Source organism: Rhizobium sp. Leaf311, assembly GCF_001423445.1.
GTDB lineage: Bacteria > Pseudomonadota > Alphaproteobacteria > Rhizobiales > Rhizobiaceae > Agrobacterium.
On sequence record NZ_LMNZ01000008.1, the window covers coordinates 340,314 to 361,168 of the forward strand.

The 20,855-nt window shown below is 55.9% G+C and carries 17 protein-coding genes and 1 pseudogene; 7 read left to right on the top strand and 11 right to left on the bottom strand.

What is annotated here, in order from left to right:
* The first annotated feature begins 4 nt into the window (after positions 1–4).
* The 4 genes from ASF69_RS13425 (at position 5) to ASF69_RS13440 (ending at position 4,149) form a co-directional block, all read left to right on the top strand.
* Positions 5–958 (top strand): acetyl-CoA carboxylase carboxyltransferase subunit alpha, encoded by a 954-nt coding sequence (locus tag ASF69_RS13425; RefSeq protein WP_062588241.1) that lies wholly within the window; start codon positions 5–7, stop codon positions 956–958.
* A gap of 254 nt (positions 959–1,212) precedes the next feature.
* Positions 1,213–2,667 (top strand): CHASE3 domain-containing protein, encoded by a 1,455-nt coding sequence (locus tag ASF69_RS13430; RefSeq protein WP_062588243.1) that lies wholly within the window; start codon positions 1,213–1,215, stop codon positions 2,665–2,667.
* Complete coding sequence (locus tag ASF69_RS13435) at positions 2,664–3,101, top strand: response regulator (protein WP_062588244.1); 438 nt, start codon at positions 2,664–2,666, stop codon at positions 3,099–3,101. The genes ASF69_RS13430 and ASF69_RS13435 overlap by 4 nt, the downstream gene beginning before the upstream one ends.
* A 7-nt stretch (positions 3,102–3,108) precedes the next feature.
* Positions 3,109–4,149 (top strand): response regulator, encoded by a 1,041-nt coding sequence (locus ASF69_RS13440; RefSeq protein WP_082469719.1) that lies wholly within the window; start codon positions 3,109–3,111, stop codon positions 4,147–4,149.
* A gap of 13 nt (positions 4,150–4,162) precedes the next feature.
* Here the strand turns inward: ASF69_RS13440 and ASF69_RS13445 are convergent, their stop codons facing one another.
* The 3 genes from ASF69_RS13445 to ASF69_RS13455 all read right to left on the bottom strand — a co-directional run bounded on the left by ASF69_RS13445 (position 4,163) and on the right by ASF69_RS13455 (position 6,898).
* Positions 4,163–4,903 (bottom strand): L,D-transpeptidase, encoded by a 741-nt coding sequence (locus ASF69_RS13445; RefSeq protein ID WP_082469720.1) that lies wholly within the window; start codon positions 4,901–4,903, stop codon positions 4,163–4,165.
* Positions 4,904–4,930: 27 nt separating this feature from the next.
* Positions 4,931–5,986 (bottom strand): murein L,D-transpeptidase family protein, encoded by a 1,056-nt coding sequence (locus ASF69_RS13450; RefSeq protein ID WP_244475472.1) that lies wholly within the window; start codon positions 5,984–5,986, stop codon positions 4,931–4,933.
* A 135-nt stretch (positions 5,987–6,121) separates the two neighbouring features.
* Entirely contained in the window at positions 6,122–6,898 is a 777-nt protein-coding gene (locus tag ASF69_RS13455; RefSeq protein ID WP_062588248.1) for an SDR family NAD(P)-dependent oxidoreductase, read from the bottom strand.
* 107 nt (positions 6,899–7,005) lie between these two features.
* Here ASF69_RS13455 and ASF69_RS13460 point away from each other — a divergent pair, with 107 nt between their 5' ends.
* Positions 7,006–7,566 carry a DNA-3-methyladenine glycosylase gene (locus ASF69_RS13460; RefSeq protein ID WP_062588250.1) on the top strand — a complete coding sequence of 187 codons (561 nt, stop codon included), beginning with the start codon at positions 7,006–7,008 and terminating at the stop codon, positions 7,564–7,566.
* A 146-nt stretch (positions 7,567–7,712) separates the two neighbouring features.
* Here ASF69_RS13460 and ASF69_RS13465 read toward each other — a convergent pair whose 3' ends face one another.
* The 3 genes from ASF69_RS13465 to tkt all read right to left on the bottom strand — a co-directional run bounded on the left by ASF69_RS13465 (position 7,713) and on the right by tkt (position 12,957).
* The gene (locus ASF69_RS13465) at positions 7,713–9,620 is read right to left on the bottom strand and encodes a HAMP domain-containing methyl-accepting chemotaxis protein (RefSeq protein ID WP_062588251.1); all 1,908 of its coding nucleotides are present in this window, start codon (positions 9,618–9,620) and stop codon (positions 7,713–7,715) included.
* Between the two features lie 255 nt (positions 9,621–9,875).
* Positions 9,876–10,643 carry a helix-turn-helix transcriptional regulator gene (locus tag ASF69_RS13470; RefSeq protein ID WP_062588253.1) on the bottom strand — a complete coding sequence of 256 codons (768 nt, stop codon included), beginning with the start codon at positions 10,641–10,643 and terminating at the stop codon, positions 9,876–9,878.
* 256 nt (positions 10,644–10,899) lie between these two features.
* The gene (gene tkt, locus ASF69_RS13475; protein ID WP_062588442.1) at positions 10,900–12,957 is read right to left on the bottom strand and encodes a transketolase; all 2,058 of its coding nucleotides are present in this window, start codon (positions 12,955–12,957) and stop codon (positions 10,900–10,902) included.
* A 288-nt stretch (positions 12,958–13,245) separates the two neighbouring features.
* On the opposite strand from tkt, the gene gnd reads away from it, so the two are divergent.
* Both gnd and zwf read left to right on the top strand, forming a co-directional pair.
* A complete protein-coding gene (gene gnd, locus ASF69_RS13480) occupies positions 13,246–14,262 on the top strand; it encodes a phosphogluconate dehydrogenase (NAD(+)-dependent, decarboxylating) (RefSeq protein WP_062588255.1) in 1,017 nt (338 codons plus the stop codon).
* 18 nt (positions 14,263–14,280) lie between these two features.
* Positions 14,281–15,658 (top strand): annotated as a pseudogene (gene zwf, locus ASF69_RS13485) (glucose-6-phosphate dehydrogenase).
* A 10-nt stretch (positions 15,659–15,668) separates the two neighbouring features.
* Here the strand turns inward: zwf and ASF69_RS13490 are convergent.
* The 5 genes from ASF69_RS13490 to ASF69_RS13510 all read right to left on the bottom strand — a co-directional run bounded on the left by ASF69_RS13490 (position 15,669) and on the right by ASF69_RS13510 (position 20,834).
* On the bottom strand, positions 15,669–16,793 hold the full coding sequence (locus ASF69_RS13490; RefSeq protein ID WP_062588257.1) for an acyltransferase: 1,125 nt from the start codon (positions 16,791–16,793) through the stop codon (positions 15,669–15,671).
* 106 nt (positions 16,794–16,899) lie between these two features.
* On the bottom strand, positions 16,900–19,020 hold the full coding sequence (locus tag ASF69_RS13495) for a carboxy terminal-processing peptidase (protein WP_062588259.1): 2,121 nt from the start codon (positions 19,018–19,020) through the stop codon (positions 16,900–16,902).
* Positions 19,021–19,170: 150 nt separating this feature from the next.
* Positions 19,171–19,479, bottom strand: coding sequence for a hypothetical protein (locus ASF69_RS13500; protein ID WP_062588261.1), 309 nt, complete (start codon positions 19,477–19,479; stop codon positions 19,171–19,173).
* Positions 19,480–19,567: 88 nt separating this feature from the next.
* Entirely contained in the window at positions 19,568–19,978 is a 411-nt protein-coding gene (locus ASF69_RS13505; RefSeq protein ID WP_062588263.1) for a TIGR02588 family protein, read from the bottom strand.
* A gap of 7 nt (positions 19,979–19,985) precedes the next feature.
* Positions 19,986–20,834 carry a TIGR02587 family membrane protein gene (locus ASF69_RS13510; protein WP_062588265.1) on the bottom strand — a complete coding sequence of 283 codons (849 nt, stop codon included), beginning with the start codon at positions 20,832–20,834 and terminating at the stop codon, positions 19,986–19,988.
* Between the last annotated feature and the right edge of the window lie 21 nt (positions 20,835–20,855).

The following is a 20,855-nucleotide window of genomic DNA, read 5'->3' on the forward strand; positions in this document are numbered from 1 at the left end:
TCTCATGCACAACTACCTCGACTTCGAAAAACCTATCTCTGACCTGGAAGGCAAGATTCTCGAGTTAAAGAAACTCGCTGCCGAAGACGAGAGTATAGATACCTCGGAGGAGATCTCACGCCTTGAAAGCCGCGTCCAGGACGCGATGCAGGACATCTACTCCAAGCTTAACGCCTGGCAGAAGACGCAGGTCGCGCGGCATCCGCAGCGTCCGCACTTCGTGGACTATGCCAAGGCCCTGTTCACGGACTTCACGCCGCTGGCCGGCGACCGCAAATTTGCCGAGGACGCAGCGATCCAGGCAGGTCTTGCTCGGTTCAACGGGCAGCCCGTTGCGATTATCGGTCAGGAAAAGGGCAGCGACACAAAGTCCCGCCTGAAGCACAATTTCGGCAGCCCGCGGCCCGAAGGTTATCGCAAGGCCATCCGTGTTCTCGAACTGGCGGATCGTTTCTCACTGCCCGTCGTCACGCTGATCGACACGGCCGGAGCCTATCCGGGCGTTGGCGCCGAAGAACGAGGCCAGGCTGAAGCCATCGCGCGCTCGACGGAAATGTGCCTCAACGCGAAAGTTCCGATCGTATCGGTCGTCATCGGTGAAGGTGGATCGGGCGGAGCAATCGCCATCGCCACCGGCAACCGCGTCTACATGCTCGAGCACGCGATCTATTCGGTTATCTCACCGGAAGGTGCAGCCTCCATCCTGTGGCGCGATTCCACCCGCGCCAAGGAAGCAGCGACCAACATGAAGATCACCTCAGAAGATCTGAAGGGTCTCGGCGTCATCGACGCTATCATTCCCGAGCCGATGGGTGGCGCGCATCGCGACCCTGCCAAGGTCATCGATGCGACCGGCAAGACGATCGAGGCAGCGCTGAAGGAACTGATCCCGCAATCTGGAACACAACTGCGCGCAGAGCGCCGCCAGAAATTCCTCGATATCGGGCGTAACCTCTAAGCAGGCGTCAATATCCTTCAAGAAAATCGGCCCGTCGGCGCATTGCTGGCGGGCTTTTTTTCTTCTTCCACCCAGAGAGCCCGCTTACATCGCGAGAATCGTCATCGCGTCTGTTCGATAAAAGTGAACAACTCGACCATTGATGCACCAACGTCTTGCATAAGGCATCGCTGGCGGATTACTTACGAAACAGCTTAAAAACTGCGGGGCATTCCTTGGCAAAATTATCTGCGTTCATTCGCCGAACACTCATCATGCTGGGAATAGGCGTCGCTCTGCTCGTCGGCATGGTGGCAACATCGCTATGGCTGGTGCAGGCCAACAATGAATATTCGCAGGAAACTGCCGCGTTGCGGCGGCTGCGCGCTTCGATTCTGGATGTGCTGACAACAGTGCAGGATGCCGAGACGGGGCAGCGCGGTTTTCTTCTGACCGGCGACGAGCGCTATCTTGCTCCTTACCGCGAGGCGGTCAACACAATGGCGGCCAAACGCGCTCTTCTTGTCGAAAGGATTGGTGACAGGCAGGAGTATTTGGGGGACATAGAGGGCCTGCAAGCCAATCTCGACCGAAAGCTCGCAGAGATCGGTGAGGGCATAGACCTCATGCGCGCCAACCGCACGCAGGATGCCGTGGATCTGGTCCGCCGTGACACCGGTCTGATCTACATGCGCGAGATCCGTGAAACGCTAAATCGTTTCCAGCAAATCACCGACGATCACCTTCGCATCCTTGTCGCCAATCAGCTTTCTGCTGCCGAAAACCTTCGCTGGGTAACAATCGTCGGCGCCGTCGCAATCACAGGCGTGTTGATCGGTGCTCTTGCGCTCATCATGAAATATATTCGCGAACTGATGCGCTCACGAGAAGAGGTCGATGAACTCAACCGGGGGCTCGAAGAGCGCGTCGACGAAAGAACGCGCGATCTTATCCGCGCCAATCAGGAAATTCAGAGATTTGCCTATATCGTAACCCACGATCTGCGCGCACCATTGGTCAACATCATGGGATTTCTGTCGGAATTCGATGCATCGCTGAAGCCCGTGCAGGCCTATGTTCTGGCGGATGGCGCAGCACTGCCCGAGCGCGACGTTCAGGATGCAAAGACCGCGGTCAAGGAAGACCTGCCGGAAGCGATTGGCTTCATCCGTTCCTCGACCCGCAAGATGGACCAGCTCATCAATGCGATCCTGAAAATATCCCGCGATGGCCGACGCAAGCTTCAAGCTGAAAAAGTCGACATCAAGGATCTGCTGATTGCGGCAGGAGCAAGCGTTCAGCATCAGGTCAGCGCGGTGGATGGCAGCATAGACATCGACGTGCCAAGCTTTACGGTCATCAGCGATCGCATTTCGCTGGACCAGATACTGGGCAATCTCTTTGACAACGCCGTCAAATACCAGATGCCCGGAAGACCGCTGAAGATTTCCGCCCGCATTCTGCCGCAGGGCCGTGGCATCGTTCGCATTGATGTCAGCGACAATGGCCGCGGGATTGCAGAAGACGATTTCGAGCGGATTTTTGAGCTTTTCCGCCGTGCGGGCGAGCAGGATCAGCAAGGCGAAGGCATCGGCCTTGCTCATGTGCGGTCGCTAATAAGAAATTTAGGTGGAGACATTACGGTCGCGTCCGAGCTCGGCAAAGGAAGCACATTCCATCTGACACTGCCGACGGACCTTCGAAAAATTACGCGCGGGAGCGATATATGAAAGCCACAGGACAAGAAGTAACGATCGTGATGATCGAAGACGATGAAGGTCACGCGCGCCTTATCGAAAAGAACGTGCGACGTGCCGGCGTCAACAATGAGATTGTGCCCTTCACCCTTGGCCACAAGGCGCTGGATTACATTCTCGGCCCGGAACGGGACGGCCTTGTCAGCAAGGATCGCTACCTGCTGATCCTGCTGGATCTGAACCTGCCGGACACGTCAGGAATACGGATTCTTGAGCAGATCAAGAGCAATGAGCACACCAAGCGCCTGCCTGTTGTCGTACTGACCACAACGGATGACGAGACCGAGATACAGAAATGCTATGATCTTGGCGCGAATGTCTATATCACCAAGCCGGTAGACTATGAGGGTTTCGCGACCGCAATCCGCAATCTTGGACTTTTCTTCTCCGTTATTCAGGTCCCGTGAAAGTTTAATGACGTTGAACATTTTGTATGTCGATGACGATCCGACGCTGGCTAAGCTCGCTCAGCGCGTGCTCGGCCGTCACGACATAGCGGTGGTCCATGCAGCATCCGTTGCCGCTGGTCTGAAAGAGTTTGAGGCCAACACATTCGATGCGGTTGTGCTCGATCATTACTTCCAGAACGGTACCGGGCTGCAATTCCTGGCTGCCATTGGGGAGGCCTGCCGGACCATCCCAGTTCTTTACGTTACGGGCGCCAGCGAGGCACAGATTGCCATCGATGCCCTGAAGGCGGGTGCGGCGGACTATGTCATCAAGAATGTCGGCGACGACTTCTTCCCGCTTTTGCTGAACTCCATCCAGCAGGCGCTTGAAAACTTCCAGCTGCGCCGGGCGAAGGAAGAAGCGGAAGCGCAACTGCTGCAGGCGAAAGAACGCGCCGAGCTGATGGCGAAGGAGATGAATCACCGCATCGCCAACAGCCTCTCGCTGGTCTCCGCGATGATACGAATGCAGCTTAACGCGGTGGCGACCGAGGAAGCGCGGACCGCGCTACTTGAGACCCAAAGCCGCATCTCGGCCATCGCAGGTGTTCATCGCAGTCTTTACACCGCCTATAATGTCGGGGAGGTCGAGCTCGATTCCTACCTCTCGTCCATCATTCAGGATCTCGGCCGTTCGGCGCGCGACAATGAGAAAATCCGTATTCTGACTGACATGGCCAATGTGAAGGCCTCGCCCGATCAGGCCGTGGCGCTGGGGGTTATCGTAACCGAGCTGACGACCAACGCGCTGAAATACGCCTATCCAGAAGGTGAAGGCGACATTCGCATTCGTCTGGAGAGGCAAGACGGCCAGATTCGACTTTTTGTGGAAGACGATGGCGTCGGCATTGGCGATAGCGATCAGCCAAAGGGCACGGGTCTCGGCACACGGCTCATTACCGCCATGGCTCAGAGCCTCAAGGCAGACATCACGCAGTCGACGGGACCGGCCACCACTGGAGCAAGAATTCGCATCCAGTGGGAAGAGGCCGATTTATCGCACTGATCCCTGTCAGATCCTAGTAATAATCCGGGCCTGGGCCCACGGAGGCGTCTGGCGCCATAACCATTTGCGGAGCCGCAGCGGCACCGGACATGACGACGATCGGCGTGCCACCGGGCACACGATTGTAGAGGTCGATGATGTCCTGGTTCATCAGTCTCACACAGCCGGACGATACCGATTTTCCAATCGTCCACCATTCCGGCGATCCGTGCAGCCGGTAGATCGTATCGCGACCATCCTTGAAGATATAAAGAGCGCGGGCACCAAGCGGGTTCATCAATCCAGGCGCCATGCCGCCATTGGCAGCACTGTAGGGTTGAAGCTCCGGCTGGCGGGCAATCATCTCGTCAGGCGGCGTCCAGCGTGGCCACTGCCGCTTGTATTGAATGACACCCCTGCCCGCCCATTCGAACCCGGCACGGCCCAGGCCCACACCATAGCGCATTGCCTGATTGCCCTCATAGGTCAGATAGAGGAAGTGATTGGCGGTATCGACAACAATGGTGCCGGGACGCTCGCCGGTCGGATTGTCCACCATCTGCCGGTAGAAGCGGCGATCGATCTTTTCGTAGGGAATGGCAGGAAGCGGAAACATCTCGTCCGGTTTTGGACCGTAGATCTCAGCATAGAAAGGATCGGCTACGGGTCGTGCACTCTGCACCACCTCGCGCTGCGTGGTGTTACATCCGGCAAGCGCCGACAAAGCCAGACCTCCCGAACCCAAAAGGAAAGACCGACGGGTCGAATCAAGCATTTTCAAATATTGTCCTCGTCAAATAGATCATCTCGAGCCCGCAAACGGGTCCGCGAGTGCCGCTTCCGGGCGGCTGATGGGGTATTTCGTGCCGGAAACCTTCGCTGCCATGCTTTTTGGACCATCATTTTTCAGGATGGCACGAAAACTTGGATGCATTCCGCCGTCGACATAAGCATTGACCGCGCTGGAAGTTCCGCCACCGAGTGCTGCTGCGAGCTTCTGCTGTTCAGCGTTGAGCTTTGCGGCGACCTCCGGTTCCGGCTGACTAACCGCCGGCGGGCAGCTTGCCAGCGGATCGGATGGCTCTCCGCCAGAAAATTCCGTGTTGAACACATAGCGCTTACCGCAAACGGAAACCTTGGGCTGGCGCCTTGTCAGCTCGAAATAGTCATAGCCTTCCTTAAGGGTCTTCCAGAACCCAAAGTTCGGATCGCTCTTGTATGCTGCCATGTTGCGCGCGGTCATACGGAATGGATAGGCTTGAACCTGAAACTGGTTCTGTCCGCCCTTCAGTGCCCTGTCGACGATGGCGTAGATTTCGCCAACCTGCTGGTCCGTCATGGCATAGCAGCCAGAAGACGAGCAGGCACCATGCACCATAAGTGCCTCACCCGTGTAGCCGAGAGCCGATTCCAGCCGGTTAGGATAGCCGAGATTGAAGGAAACATAATATTGTGAATTCGGGTTCAGCATTCCAGACGAGACATGGTAAAAGCCTTCCGGTGCCTGACGGTCGCCGCTTTTCGTCTTGGGGCCGAGCTTTCCCGACCATCTGCACATGGGATAGGTCTTGAACAGTGCGTACTGCCCCGACTTGTCCACTTTCCAGACCTCGAGTTCGCTTTCCTGTTTGAAAATGCGGACAAGAACCGGGCTTTCAGGCTTCATTCCCTTTGCTGACATGGATGCAGCAATTTTGGATGACAGCTTTGGGGGAGCACGATCGGCGCTGTCGAGACCCATCGAAGTGCAGGCCGCGAGCACGGCACAGATCGCCGCAACACTTGCTGCCTTTACCGAACCATGGATCAAACCCCGCAGTCCCTCAGGTCCTGCCCGCAAATTTTTCACACTGCTCATCAAAACGCCTTACCCGCCACCGTAAGCGAAGCCCTACATGGAGAAGTTGACCGCAAAACGGCAACTCTTGAGGGATAAGGGTCGTGAATTTACGTTAAAGCCTCGTTAATCATAGATACACAACAAAGTGAGTGATCAGACGAGCAGCCCCTGCCCTCCGTCGATCCACACCGGCGTGCCGGTAATATGCCGGGATTTGTCGCTTGCGAGGAACGCAATGAGATCAGCAACATCCTCGCTCGTTCCCGGACGACCGTCAGAAAGAGGGATCGTCCCTTCGGGCCACTTCACAGGGATAGCCGTTTCCTTTTGCGACCGGATACGCGTGTTGTCATCTATTTCCGTATCGATCGCGCCGGGACAAACGGCGTTGACCCGGATGGCGTAGCGCGCCAGTTCGAGCGCCAGCTGTTGTGCCATTGCCAGTTGCCCGGCCTTCGTTACCGAATAGGCAGTTGCGCCGGGAGAGGTGAAGGTTCGTGTTCCGTTGATGGAAGAAACAATGACGATCGCACCGCCTGAGGCTTTCATGTGGGGCACCGATTTATGGATGGTCAGATACGTGCCACGCAGATTGATGTTGATGGTCTGGTCCCATTCGTCAGGCTTCAGATCTTCAATTGGCGCCCAGACGCCGTTTACTCCTGCATTGGCGACAACCACGTTGAGGCCACCATACAGCTCTACCAGTTGTGAGATTGCGTTCCCGATCTCATCTTCTTGCGAAACATCTGCTACCAGGGTGGAGGCCTCAAAGCCTGCGGCCTTGATCTCTGCCACGACCTTATCAAGCTCATCCTTCGTTCTGCCGACGGCGCCGATGGCAAATCCATCTTTCGCCAGCGCCAGGGCTGCAGCCCTTCCTATCCCCGACCCGGCACCCGTAACCAGCGCTACCTTTGCAGACCCCATGCTTCATTCCCTTCCTGTTGGACATTGCGTTTCTGGCGCAATCAGTACACATCTTGAAATGAGAACAGCGCACACCGAGCGTGGTTCCAGTAAAAAGCCCTTTCCCGATGATCCTTCCAGACAGCTTTTATTCCCGAGATGCCGTGACCGTTGCCGAAGCGCTGATCGGCTGCGAGTTTGTTTTCAACAACACGGGCGGCATAATCGTGGAAACGGAGGCTTACCGATCGGACGATCCTGCCTCGCACAGCTTCAACGGCCCAACCACGCGCAACAGGACCATGTTCGGCCCAGCCGGTCATCTCTATGTCTACCGCTCCTATGGGCTGCACTGGTGCGCGAACGTGGTCTGCACATCGGGATCGGCGGTCTTAATACGAGCGGTCGAGCCGACGATGGGCCTGGACTTGATGAAGATGCGCCGAAACAGTGAAAACCTCACAAATCTCTGCTCCGGTCCGGGCAAGTTGGCGCAGGCCATGGGAATAACGAGTGAGGCGGATGGCACATCCTTGTCGGGAGAAACCGCATTTGTGAAATCAGGGATGACAGGCGTTTCTGTGATCACCGGTCCGCGTATCGGCATATCGAAGGCTGCCGATTATCCCTGGCGTTTCGGCCTTCTTGGTTCACGCTTCCTCAGCCGGAGGTTTAAGACCTTACCCTGAACTATCAGGAATAACATTCCTGGGCATATTCCGAATGCTGAAATGGCAAACTCGACGAGACCTGCCCCCACAGGTCCCGCCGAGCTGCCCCGTCCGGTCGAAACCAGACGGAAACTTTAAACCTTCACCTGGTCACCCCTCGGCAATCAGAACTCTTCCCAGTCTGCCTTGAGTGCTGCATTTCCTGAGAAGGCCGTTGCCAACTTGCGACCCAAGGCGCGGGCGGGCGACGGTGCGGCTGGTTTTGCCGAGCTTGCTACGGCTTTCTGTTCCGACAGTTTGAATTGCGCCAGAAGATGATTGAGTGCAGCTACTTCGCCGGCCAATGTGTGGCTGGCCGCTGTCGACTCCTCGACCATCGCCGCATTCTTCTGCGTATCCTGGTCCATCTGATTGACAGCCGTATTGATCTGCTGAAGGCCTGATGACTGTTCCTGAGCGGCTTCAACGATGGCCGACACGTGACGATTTATTTCCTGGACCTCGCTGACGATCATTTCCAGGGCCTCGCCCGTTTCACCGACGAGCTCAACACCTTCCTGAACCTGTTCATTGGAGGTCGTGATCAGCGCCTTGATTTCTTTGGCAGCCTTTGCCGATCTCTGCGCGAGCTCGCGCACTTCCTGGGCCACGACCGCAAAGCCCTTTCCTGCTTCACCCGCACGCGCTGCTTCAACGCCTGCGTTCAATGCCAGCAGGTTGGTCTGGAATGCGATTTCATCGATAACGCCGATGATATTGGCGATCTCTGCCGATGACCTTTCGATCTTCTCCATCGCCATCACTGCCCGACGGACGACCTCACCGGATTTTTCGGCACCGGATTTGGCACGCGAGACAAGGTCACCCGCTTCATGTGCCCGCTTTGTGGAGTCGCGAACCGTCGTCGTTATTTCTTCCAATGCCGCAGCGGTCTGCTCAACGGCAGCAGCCTGCTGTTCCGTCCTCTTGGCGAGATCATCGGCAGCCGAGCGGATTTCGTTTGCACCAGCATCAATCGCGCGGGCATTTTCAGAGACCTGGCCGAGAGCGACCTGCAGTTTTTCAGCCGAATTGTTGAAATCCTGTCTTACGGTGTCCAGTGCAGCGACAAAGGGCTGTTGGATGCGATAGGAAACATCGCCCTCGGACAGTTTTGCAAGGCCTTCGGCGAGATTGTCGACTGCAAATTTCACGTCCGAGGCGTCTTTCGCAGCTTGAGCCTCACGCGCGGCACGTTCTTTTTCGCTCATGCTGCGATTGTCTTCCGTTTCACGCTCAAGACGCTGACGCTCCTGCGCGTTTTCACGGAACACCTGCACAGCAGCAGCCATTCGCCCGATCTCATCCCTGCGTTCCACGCCATCGATCGGGTCTTCTGTTTCGCCTGATGCCAGCGAAGCCATTCTGTTCAGCAAACTTGCAATGGGCGTCGTTACCCCTTTGGCAACCACGAAAAGCGCGACGATGATTCCGAGTAAGAAGACGATACCGACCGTCGTCAGTGTGAACAGAATTGTCGCATTCACTTGTTCGCCAAGCTTTTTGTTCTCTGCCGCCAATAGAGCTGCACGACGTTCGTTAAACGCCACAAGCTTATCTCCCAGCGGAACGATTTTGGCATCTGCGAGGGCGAGCTGTGCAAGGGCGCTCTTGTTGTCATCCTTGCTGCCAAATTCGACTGCCTTTTCCGTAATGGCGATTATTTCTTCGGCTTCGTTCGATACGGCACTGACAAAAGCTGCCTCCGAAGGAATTTTTCCAGCAGCTTCAGCGAGGCGACGGCGTAAGGCTTTTTTCGAACTGTCGTAAAGCTTGGTGGCCGCTTCAAAACCGTCTGTGCCAACCTCATAGGCCATGATCTGATAGGCGGCATAAGCGGTGGAAGAGAGGTTTCGACTCGCGCGGGCCATATCGACCGACGCCGTCGTATCAACTTCGATGAAGTCGGAGTAAACGTATCCAACATCCTTCATCTGCTTCGAGACGTAAGATGTCGAGGCGAGACCAGCAAGGCACAGGGGAACAACGACAGCAAGGATCTTGGTTCTTATGGCAAGATTGTCGAGAAGCATTCTGCGATTTCCGTATCTTACGCGCCCTGTTTTGGGGCGTCATTCCATATTGCATCTGCGAGGCCGCACCCATTCATTGGATGCCGAAAGCACACATGTCAGCGGAGTGAACCCTTGGCCATCTGGGCCCGCTAAAGCCTGTGCAGCATTTAATTCAAATTTATTCGAAAAGATGCGATGGTGAACTAACCAGTTAATCAGTTTTCAACACACTGATTTTAAGGTAAAACTAGCGAAGAGCCGTGCCTTCGCCAATCAAGCGTTCTTGGCCCTCAGCGCGGCATCATTCTGACGCGCAATGATCGCAACGGCCTGCGTTCTGCTGGCAACGCCAAGCTTCGAAATAATTGCCCGGAAATGGTAGTCAACGCCAGCCTTGCTGAGCCCCATGATGACAGCGATCGTCGAGTTGGACTTTCCCTCACCGGCCCATTTCAATATTTCAATCTGCTGCGCCGTCAGAAGATCAAGTCTTTCTTCCTTGTCGGCAAGTTCGCAGGGTACGGACCGCAAAAGCTCCAGCTTCATCATGGCGGCACGCGCCAGAATTGCCAACTTATTAAGGATATCAGTGCGTTGAACGTCTGTTCGGGACGCTGTCGCAATCATGCTGCTGGAGCAGCCTTTCTTTGCTGGCAGAGGAACATGTACTGCCGAATGGATATTATGCGACAGAAGAAAATGGCTTAACTCACGAACAAAGGGCTCAGGATGATTCACATCTACCGTCGCCCATTTGGGCGTGCCGCTGGACAGGCATCGCTTGAGATATTGATCGTTCTCGAAGAGTCTCCGCTTCTGATATATGCCGATGAACGGCTCCGGTCTGCTGCAGATATCGGGCGTCAATGTCGAATCATACGGATTTCGTTTGTTGACGGCAATGGCAAGGTCATCAAAACCGAGCCACCTGATTGCTCCGGTCAACACCTCTACCAGCTCACAAATATCAGAGGCTGTATGAATTTTGACAACTTGCTCATCAAGCTGCGCCAACTCTTCGACTGGCACTTCGACAGTCATACCAGATTTTCCCTAAGCTTTTCGACTCAATTGATTTAAGAAACTACTCGAATCAGAAAAGCCACATTCAATACAACTAAATTATATATTTCTGTATCAAGATATAGAAACAGCGAATCCGCAAATATATATATCCTCTGCTGAATAATGTAGCAATTATTAATTCTTATATTCTTCGTGGGAAGGTTGTATTTCCGTTCATTTTTTATGAAAAAAGTCGCAGGATCATCTCGCGGAAATCCTGCGACTTGCCGATTTATAGAGTTTTAGAGCTTTTTGCGGCAAGAATGGATTCACGCGCGGCGGAGATGACCGCCTCGGTCGTTATCCCGAATTTCTTGTAGACGTCATCGATTTTGCCGGACGCGCCGAACCGATGCATCCCGACAAACTTGCCATCGAGACCGAGATATCGGTCCCAGGAGTCACGAACACCCGCTTCTACGGCGACACGCGCCCGCGTCTTGCCAACCACGGCGTTTTGATAGGCAATATCCTGCTTCTCAAACAGCATTCTGCACGGCAGCGAGACTACCGCCGTCGGTATGCCTTCCGCCTGCAAGGTGTCGCGGGCTTTTACCGCAAGCTGCAACTCTGATCCCGCGGCGAAGATCGTCATCTCACGCTCTCCGCCCTCCGCTTCCAGAAGGACATAGCCGCCTTTGGCAGAGAGATTGTCGCTATCGGTGCCGCGCCTCAGCTGCGGCATCGGCTGGCGAGACAAGGCGATGAGGGCAGCCTGTCGCGGTGTATCGAGGATAGACTCCCAGCATTCCGCGGTTTCGATAGAGTCGCCGGGCCGGTAGACCGCGAGTTGCGGTATGGCACGAAGCGCGCTCAGATGCTCGATCGGCTGGTGCGTGGGTCCATCTTCACCAAGCCCGATGGAATCATGCGTCATCACAAAGATCGTGCGGATTTCCATCATAGCGGCCAGCCGGATCGCGGGACGGCAATAGTCCGAGAATGTCAGGAAGGTGCCGCCATAGGGTATCAACCCACCATGCAAGGCAATTCCATTCATTATGGCACCCATGCCATGCTCGCGGACGCCGTAATGAACGTAGGACCCCGAAAACTCTCCAGCCGCAATCTCGGTCTGGTTCTTGGCTTTCGTGTTGTTTGATGGCGTCAGATCAGCTGATCCGCCAAGCAATTCCGGAATGGCATCATAGAGGTGATTGAGAACGATGCCGCTCGACTGACGCGTCGCAAGGTCTTTCTCGCTTTTCGAGAGTTCTTCTTTCGCGCTGGTAATTGCCTCGCGCCAGCCTTCAGGCAATTCTCCGTCCATTCTACGCTTGAAGCTTTCGCCCGTCTCGCCGGTGCTCTCTTCCACGCGCTTTAGCCAAGCCATTCTTTTGTCCTGGCCGCGCTTGCCAATCTCCCGCCAGGCATCAAGAAGCTCCTGCGGGATTTCGAAGGGTGGGTATGGCCAATCGAGCAATCGACGGGCACCTTCAATTTCCTGCGCGCCCGGCGCATCGCTGTGCGCTTTCTGCGTTCCGGCCCTTGTCGGGAAGCCGAAACCGATGATCGTGCGACACGAAATCAATGTTGGCTTGTCGGTCACCTTCTGCGCTTCGATGATGGCATCCCGGATCGCATCCGTGTCATGGCCATCGATTTCGATGACATGCCAGTTGGATGCACGAAACCGCGCGGTTTGATCATCTGATTCAGCCAGGCTCGTCGCGCCGTCGATGGAAATGGAGTTGTTGTCAAAGAAGGCAATCAGCCTTCCCAGCTTGCGATGCCCGGCAAACGAGATCGCCTCCTGGCTGATCCCTTCCATGAGGCAACCGTCACCCAGAAAAACGTAAGTGAAGTGGTCCACCAGCTCATCACCGTAGGACGCATTCATGATTCTCTCGGCGAAAGCGAAGCCAACGGAATTGGCCAGTCCCTGCCCAAGCGGGCCAGTCGTCGTTTCGATCCCTGTCGCATGGTGATATTCGGGGTGCCCGGCTGTGCGGCTTTCGATTTGCCGAAAGTTCCGGATTTCGTCCAGCGTCATGTCTTCGTAACCGGTGAGGTACAACAGGCTGTATAGCAGCATTGAGCCATGCCCATTCGAAATCAGAAAACGATCCCGATCAAACCAGTAGGGATCCTGGGGATCGAAGGTCAGGAATTCTGAGAATAGCACCGTGGCGATATCAGCCATGCCCATGGGCATACCGGGGTGCCCACTCTTTGCCTGTTCGACAGCATCCATCGACAGGAAGCGAATACAATTGGCCAGCTCTCTCAGGTGAGGATCGCGGGCAGGTGGAACAGCCTTTTCGGCCGTGGTGGTGGTTTGATCGTTCATGGGAAAGCTCCTCGACATGTGCGCAGTTGCGACGTCGTCATGGGGAAAGCCCTTTGCGCCAGCAAATGTTCCAAGGGGGACAGGTTTCACGTCGATGTGAATCTCCTGGCCGAGCGTAAAAACATCGATATGTCGCAATTGCCGACGAGCTTGGACCACGACATTTCAGTCATACCGGAACCACCACAAGGATATCCGGTTAAAGCAAATCCAGCGTGCTCTACACCACATCCCACCTCGCCTAGACGCACGCTCTCACCGCAAAGTCACGACGCAAAGGATGATCACATGCAGATCGGAATGATGGGACTGGGCCGAATGGGCGCCAATATGGTTCGTCGCCTGCTGAAAGGCGGCCACGAATGCGTGGTCTACGATATCAATCCGGCAAGCGTCTCGGCCCTGGTATCGGAAGGCGCCACGGGTGCGAGCTCGATTGACGATTTCGTTTCGAAACTTCAAAAGCCAGCCTGTGCCTGGCTGATGTTGCCAGCAGCCATCACCGGCGCCAATGTTGACAAGGTCGCAGCCCTGATGGCGCCGGGCGACATCATCATTGATGGCGGCAACTCCTTTTACCACGACGATGTCGACAAGGCGGAAGAGTTGCGTGCGCTCGGCATCGAATATGTCGATGTCGGCACCAGTGGGGGCGTCTGGGGTGCGGAGCGGGGCTACTGCCTCATGATTGGCGGGTCAGAGGAGGCCGTGCGCCATCTCGATCCGATTTTCGCCACGCTGGCGCCAGGAGCATCAACGAGCGCCGATGCCACAAGCGAAGGATTGCGAACCGCGCAACTCGGATATCTGCATTGCGGCCCAACCGGTGCCGGGCATTTCGTCAAAATGGTCCATAACGGTATCGAGTATGGCATGATGGCGGCCTATGCCGAGGGCATGAACATCCTGAAAGCTGCCAATGCCGGCAAAAAGTCGCGGGATGTCGATGCGGAAACCAGCCCGTTACAGACACCGCAATATTACCAGTTCGATATCGACATGGCGGCTGTGTCAGAGGTGTGGCGCCATGGCAGTGTCATCAGTTCCTGGCTGCTGGACCTGACGGCGGATGCGCTGAGGCAAGATCCTGAGCTTTCCGCATATGGCGGCAGGGTTTCGGACTCCGGAGAAGGCCGATGGACGCTCAAAGCCGCGATAGACACGGGCGTCCCGACACCGGTCCTGTCTTCCGCTCTGTTTCAGCGCTTCACCTCGCAGGGTGAGTCCCTCTATGCGGACAAGATGCTCTCAGCCATGCGGTTCGCCTTTGGCGGGCACCATGAAAAGCCGGTTTCCGACAAGTAGAAAGCGAGGGCTGTCACCATGACCGAAATACGCTCTGATACGCTGGTCCTCTTTGGAGCCACAGGCGATCTCGCTTACAAGAAGATATTTCCGGCGCTTTACGCGCTGGTGCAGAGAGGCATGTTGAATGAGCCGATAATCGGTATCGCATTCGACGACTGGGATATCGAAAAACTCACCGCGCGTGCAAGGGAAGGCATTAGCCGGGCGGTTGGCACCGTCGATGAGGCGGTGTTCGCCAGGCTGGCATCCCTTTTGCGCTATGTGAGCGGCGATTACCGGGATCAGTCGACCTTCGACAAATTGAAGGAAGCCATCGGTGATGGCAGGCATCCGCTCTACTATCTCGCCATTCCGCCCAGCATGTTCGAGCCCGTCATCCAAGGGTCTTGAGCAATCCGGCGGTGCTGCGGGCGCGCGGCTGATGGTGGAAAAGCCATTCGGCCGCGATTTGCAATCCGCCCGCTGGCTGAACCGGGTGTTGCACATCGTCTTTGAGGAGAAGTCGATATTCCGGATCGATCATTATCTCGGCAAGGAGGCGATCCAGAACCTGCTGTATTTCCGCTTTGCCAATTCGTTTCTCGAACCGATCTGGAACCGCGACCATGTCGAGAGTGTCCAGATAACCATGGCGGAAGACTTTGGTGTTCAGGGCCGCGGACGCTTCTACGACGAAGTCGGATGCATCCGCGACGTCATTCAGAACCACCTTCTAAACATCCTGTTGCTGCTGGCGATGGAGCCGCCCTCGGGACGCTCCGCAGACGACCTTATCGATGAAAAGGTTCAGGTGCTGAAAGCAGTCCGCACATTGAAGGACGAGGACGTGGTCCGGGGGCAATTCGAGGGCTATCTGTCAGAGCCGGGCGTAGCGCCAGAATCATCGGTGGAAACATTTGCTGCGGTACGATTTTACGTCGATACATGGCGCTGGAAGGATGTTCCGTTTTTCATCCGCGCGGGAAAGAACCTTCCGGTTCATGCAACGGAAGTGGTCGTCCGCCTGAAGCCGCCGCCGCTTAACGTGTTCGATGACATTGCGCCGCAGGACGCCAACTATATCCGCTTTCGTATCGCGCCAGAAGTTTCCGTCGCAATCGGAGCACGGCGCAAAGCGGCAGGCGATGCCATGACGGGTGAAAAGATCGAACTTTGCGCCGTCGATGATGATCAAGGAGATATGGAGCCCTATGAGCGCCTGATCAGCGACGCCATGAACGGCAATACCCAACTCTTCACACGCCAAGATGCAAGCGAGATTGCCTGGCGCATTGTAGAGCCCGTTCTGGACAACAAGTCTGCTCCCGCTTCTTATGCACCCGGCACATGGGGACCGGGCGACGAAATGGCTGGCTTTGGTCCACCAAATGGCTGGATCAATCCGGAAACATAGTCGCGATCTCTTATGCGCCTTCAGGAAGGCTGGAGGCCTTAGTTTTGTTGCCACTTGCTCCAGCCTTCAGCCAGCGCTTCAGCCGCTTTTGAACAGGCTGATCGAAATAGACCGTGAGACTCCAGGACAGCAGAACAGTGACAACGATAAAGACCAGACCGGCATAGATCGCAAATTCTGGCTCTGTGAGCGCAGGAAAGAGGAAAACGGTCCAGGCGAGAAGCGGAATATGAAGCACGTAAACGGCATAGGATGCCGTGCCCAGAAAATCCGATAGTCTGGCGACCCATGGCCCCGGCGCAATTGCGCAGCAGATGGAAAGCAGGAGCGGCCAGCCCAGAAGAACGAAGAGCAGATCATAGTAGGGCCGAATGTCGTCTTCGATGGGGACGGAAAGCACGCAAGCGACAATGATAAGGCAAAGCGTAGCGAGGAGTGGTCGTACCTCCATCGCCACCTTTCTGTAGCGGTAGATCAGGACACCGGCAAAAAACGAGAAAAACACCCGTCCCATTCCCGCATACATCTCGTGCCAGCGAAATCCGAGATGAAGCTTGCCAGAGTGAAATGCGGCAAAGATCAAAACGACAGCGCTGGCCGCCAAAACAACTGCGATGCCTTTCGTACCGGCACGCGCGCCCTTGATCGCATAGGCAAGATTGACCACCAGTTCGTTAAAGAGAGACCAAGCGGGACTGATGAGGAACAAGGCGCCATTCAGCGTCAGCGTGAACGGAGCAGGCAGGAAAATAACGCCCGTCAATAGTGCGAAAGCCAGCTCCGCGAGGCTGATCTTGCGATGCAGGTCGTCAATGGGCGTTGGCAGATCCAGATAATTGAGTGTCGCGAAAAACAGCGCCATAGATAGTAGCGCGATAGCATAGAGCGGATAAAGCCGCAGAAACCGCGCCTTCATGAAGGCGAACGGCGTAACACTGCGCCCGGCAAGTTTTTCGCCATAGGCGTGGGCAAGCACAAAGCCGCTGAGTGCGAAGAAAAGATCGACGGCCAGATAGCTTGACGCCTCCGGCCGACCGAAAAACGCTTCGGCGTGGCGGTGGACGATGGCCACCGCAGCGATGCCCCTGACGCCATCAAGTAGGACAAAACGTTGCGGGGCGTCGATCTGGGTCATCTCACATCCTGTAGGCAGAAAGTCAGTGCCTGAAACGCATTCAGGCACTCCCGGTTCACATTACAGGTAAGATGGCGTCAACGCACTTGCCGAGCGTGGCATGGAGCTAGTTCTGCCCATCAGATTTTGTCTGCTGGCCTTTTGCGTCCGCCTTCATGTTTTTCATCGTGGCAACGTCGGCCACAACAGCTGCCGACTCGGTCTGCAGAACGTCCTTTGCATTTTTCCGGGCGTTTTCGATGGCGAGGTTGGCGCTGATGCTACGTTCGTTGGCCTGCAACCCATCGTCCTGCTCCGGCACAGTACCCGCGCCATCTTGCTGACGGGCTTTCAAACGTGCCGCAGTGGCCTCCATCTCGCTTCGACGCTTGGCTTCATTGAGAGAGATTGTCCGCTTCTCCCGTTGTGCCTTCAGATCTGCGACATCCTCGACGAAGCGCTGGAAGTCGCGATCATTTTTGGTACGCGCCTCATGCAGGCTTCTAAGCTGCGGCAGAAACTCGGCTATGTGGCCATCATGGACGAATTTCGCAGGCTTGATCTGTGTCCATGGCAAGGCGTTGTCGTAGCTTGATTCACCGAGGGCCTTGGGGTCGGAGAAACCTGGCAGGCTAATATCCGGCGTTACGCCACGCAGCTGTGTGGTGCCGCCATCAACCCGGAAAAACTGTGCGATCGTCAACTTCAGCTGCCCGAGTTCCGGTTTGTTGTTACCTGCCGCGCGATCAAGATCGACAACTGTCTGGACGGTGCCCTTGCCGAAGCTCGGTTCGCCCAGGACAACACCGCGACCATAGTCCTGAATTGCCGCTGCAAAGATTTCCGAGGCAGATGCCGAGCCCCGATTGATGAGCACTCCAACCGGACCCTTCCACACGGGCGCCGACAGATCGTCGCTTTCCACCTTGATCGTGCCTTGAGCATCGCGTTGCTGGACAACAGGGCCTTTCCCGATAAACAGGCCGGTCAACTCGATCGCTTCGGAGAGCGATCCACCGCCATTGTCGCGCAGGTCGATCAGGACACCATCAACCTTGTCCTGCTTGAGTTCGCCAAGAAGTTTGGAAACATCGCGGCTGGCGCTTCGGTAATCCTTGTCACCCTTACGTCGCGCGTCGAAATCCTCGTAGAAGGTTGGCAGCGTGATGACGCCAATCTTGCGAGTAACATCGCCTTCCGTCACAGGCACGACGGTCTTTTTCGCAGCCTGTTTTTCCAGGCTGACCTTGTCGCGGACAAGACTGATGACGCGGTGACCGGTGCTGTCGCCAGCGTCGGCAGGCAGGATGTCGAGACGAACGACGGAACCCGTCGCACCACGGATCAATTGCACCACTTCGTCCAGTCGCGTTCCAACGACTTCCTTGATGGCGCCATCTTCACCCTGACCGACACCGATGATGCGGTCGCCCACGGCAAGCTTGCCGGAGAGTTGTGCCGGGCCACCGCCGACCAGTTCGCGAATGGTCGTATAGCCATCACGTTCCTGCAGCACGGCACCGATCCCGACGAGCGAGAGTTTCATCGAAATATCGAATTCCGCCGATGCCGATACGCCGAAATAATCCGTATGCGGATCCACTGCCGTCGTGTAGGCGGCCATGAAAGACTGGAAGACGTCATCGCTCTTGTAAGGATATACGCGGTCCAGAATATTCTTGTACCGCTTGTCTAATGTCTCGCGGATGGATGCATCGGCCTGACCGGCCAATTTCAGACGCAGCCAGTCATTCTTCACGCGCTTGCGCCAAAGCTCATGGCTTTGCTGCTCGGTCTGTGCCCATGGCGCGTCTTCCCGCGTAATCGGGTAATCCTCATCCACGGTGAAGTCGAAATTCTCTTTCAGGAGGCTTCGCGCATAGCTCATGCGCTCCACAACTCGCTTTGTGTAGACGTTGAAAATGTCGAACGGGATTTCCAGGTCTTCGCTGGCAATCGCATCGTCGATATTGGTGCTGTCTTTCATGAAATTGTCGATGTCGGCCTGCATGAACAACATGCGGTCGGGATCCAGCGATTTAATGAATTTGTTCATGACAGTGGCTGACAGCGCATCATCCAGCGCCACCGGCTTGTAGGCGTATCGTTCCAGAAACTGCGCGCTGAGATTGGCCGCTTGCGCCTGACTTGGCACGGGCTCCAGCTTAGGTGGAGGCGCGGCCTCCTGAGAATAGGCGGGTAGTGCAACAGATAAGAGCAGACCGAAAACAAAATACTTAACGCGCATCCCGCATTATTCCCAATTATTGTGCTTTGAAGCTCTTAACCCATTTGAGTAGGGAATTGCGATCTTTTAAGAACCCAATCCCCAGATCGTGATTTGATGAAGCAAAAACGGTGCTGCTGGCAGCACCGTTTTGAGTAGGCTCAATGCTGGTCAGTGCTTGGAAATATCCGAAGCTCCAGCATCGGTAAGCGCTTTCTCGACGTCAGCCAGCTGGCGCTCACTCACGTCGACGGACACCTCGACATCGCCCTCCAGAGCGGCATCGTCACGCGCTACCAACCCTTGAGAAACATCGCCACCCGCCGCCTGCGTACCGGCGGTGTTCATCGCGTTCGCAGACTGGATGAAAACGTCGGCCCGAGGGATGTCGTGCTGTTGAACGAGATGCTCCACCGCAAGTTCAACAGCTTCACGTGTAGAGAACCGCGCGCGAACGCTGATTGTCTTGTCGTCTTCCATGCTTCTCTCCTGTGTAGGTTCACAAGAAGAACTCACAAGTCCAGGCGATGTTGCGGAAGGTGTACTATTTCTTTGAAGGACTGACTGCCTATGGCTCGTTGAAAGCTGACACACGCAAGGCAACGGTCTTGCCTGAAATGTCGGACCTGAAGACCATGCCGCCCTTGGCATGGGAACGCCCGGGGACATAATCCAGAACGGTTTCTGCAGTTTCCACGACCGCATCACCCTCTTTCAGCTCGCCTAAAACCCTGACCTGTGAAGCGGTGACGCTTGCCTTGTTGGTGATGTCAAATGCGATTTGATAGCCGCCGCTGCGCTGTTCCATTCCTGTTACGGCTGCAGAGAGATCCGGTACGAGATCTTTGTCCGTAAAGGCATCCTTGGCGATTATTCCGATGAGAACAACGACAAGAATGGCCGAAATCATCCCTGTCAGCCATTCTATCCAATGGGGATTCTTCGCCTCTATATTCTTGCCGTCAGCGTTTTTGGTCATGATGTCCTCATAATATGAGACGCGCGGCGGCAGCGCCCACGGCACCGGGAAAGCCCAGAATGACAACTGCCATCAGCGCCTGGGTCACTCCGAGGTCATCAATGCGATGGAAGGTCCATAGACAATAGGCGCTGATCAACGCAGCAATGACATAACCCGGAAGCGTGAAACGCACCAGGGCGTGCCAGCCCGGCGTCCCCTCCGCAAGGTCGTGGCTTCCGCGAAACGACAGCGCGTAGACAAATCCGTGCATGACAGCCAGAGACGCCAGTACGATAAAAATGCCATGCCATGGTGTCATCTTGACGGACACAAGCAGCATTTCTTCCGTGGGCGCCACGTTGAGACCGAGAAACAAAGCGCCGACTGCCATCAGGAACAATTCGGAAAAGTAGCTGCTCTCGCTTTTCTGAACAGGATCCTGATCTTCATTTTCACTATCATCGTCCTGGCTTTGACCGCCCAACTGGCTTCTCCCGAGCATGGCGCCGATGCTTGCCGGCACCGCTTGCAGAGCGACCATTCCCGCGATTTCATGTAGGGACTGATCATAACGCAGCACGCCCATGCCCGCCAAGATGAGCGCGCTGGAAACAACGCCGAGCGCATAGGCGATGGCCGCGTCGCGCACGGCATCGCGCCAGGTAGAGGTCTTCTCGAAGCCGACCTTATGCGCAAGCAATATCAAGAGCGGTATATTGAGGGTGAGGAGCAGGAGAAGGCGGCTTCTCGACATGTAGAAGCCCAGCTCCCACATTTCCATCGTCATCAGCATTGGCAGCGCGAACAAAAGAGCGCCGCCCGCACCCCGCGCGATGCCGATCAAGAACTTCCGCCTGTCGAAAGACCCATCCATGTCCACACGCCCCCTCCCGTG

What these genes read in the sequence shown, in the direction of transcription:
- ASF69_RS13425 (WP_062588241.1), top strand. Translation starts at nt 5, where the DNA reads ATGCACAACTACCTCGACTTCGAAAAACCTATCTCTGACCTGGAAGGC.
- ASF69_RS13430 (WP_062588243.1), top strand. Translation starts at nt 1,213, where the DNA reads ATGCTGGGAATAGGCGTCGCTCTGCTCGTCGGCATGGTGGCAACATCG.
- ASF69_RS13435 (WP_062588244.1), top strand. Translation starts at nt 2,664, where the DNA reads ATGAAAGCCACAGGACAAGAAGTAACGATCGTGATGATCGAAGACGAT.
- ASF69_RS13440 (WP_082469719.1), top strand. Translation starts at nt 3,109, where the DNA reads ATGACGTTGAACATTTTGTATGTCGATGACGATCCGACGCTGGCTAAG.
- ASF69_RS13445 (WP_082469720.1), bottom strand. Translation starts at nt 4,903, where the DNA reads ATGCTTGATTCGACCCGTCGGTCTTTCCTTTTGGGTTCGGGAGGTCTG.
- ASF69_RS13450 (WP_244475472.1), bottom strand. Translation starts at nt 5,986, where the DNA reads ATGAGCAGTGTGAAAAATTTGCGGGCAGGACCTGAGGGACTGCGGGGT.
- ASF69_RS13455 (WP_062588248.1), bottom strand. Translation starts at nt 6,898, where the DNA reads ATGGGGTCTGCAAAGGTAGCGCTGGTTACGGGTGCCGGGTCGGGGATA.
- ASF69_RS13460 (WP_062588250.1), top strand. Translation starts at nt 7,006, where the DNA reads ATGATCCTTCCAGACAGCTTTTATTCCCGAGATGCCGTGACCGTTGCC.
- ASF69_RS13465 (WP_062588251.1), bottom strand. Translation starts at nt 9,620, where the DNA reads ATGCTTCTCGACAATCTTGCCATAAGAACCAAGATCCTTGCTGTCGTT.
- ASF69_RS13470 (WP_062588253.1), bottom strand. Translation starts at nt 10,643, where the DNA reads ATGACTGTCGAAGTGCCAGTCGAAGAGTTGGCGCAGCTTGATGAGCAA.
- tkt (WP_062588442.1), bottom strand. Translation starts at nt 12,957, where the DNA reads ATGAACGATCAAACCACCACCACGGCCGAAAAGGCTGTTCCACCTGCC.
- gnd (WP_062588255.1), top strand. Translation starts at nt 13,246, where the DNA reads ATGCAGATCGGAATGATGGGACTGGGCCGAATGGGCGCCAATATGGTT.
- ASF69_RS13490 (WP_062588257.1), bottom strand. Translation starts at nt 16,793, where the DNA reads ATGACCCAGATCGACGCCCCGCAACGTTTTGTCCTACTTGATGGCGTC.
- ASF69_RS13495 (WP_062588259.1), bottom strand. Translation starts at nt 19,020, where the DNA reads ATGCGCGTTAAGTATTTTGTTTTCGGTCTGCTCTTATCTGTTGCACTA.
- ASF69_RS13500 (WP_062588261.1), bottom strand. Translation starts at nt 19,479, where the DNA reads ATGGAAGACGACAAGACAATCAGCGTTCGCGCGCGGTTCTCTACACGT.
- ASF69_RS13505 (WP_062588263.1), bottom strand. Translation starts at nt 19,978, where the DNA reads ATGACCAAAAACGCTGACGGCAAGAATATAGAGGCGAAGAATCCCCAT.
- ASF69_RS13510 (WP_062588265.1), bottom strand. Translation starts at nt 20,834, where the DNA reads ATGGATGGGTCTTTCGACAGGCGGAAGTTCTTGATCGGCATCGCGCGG.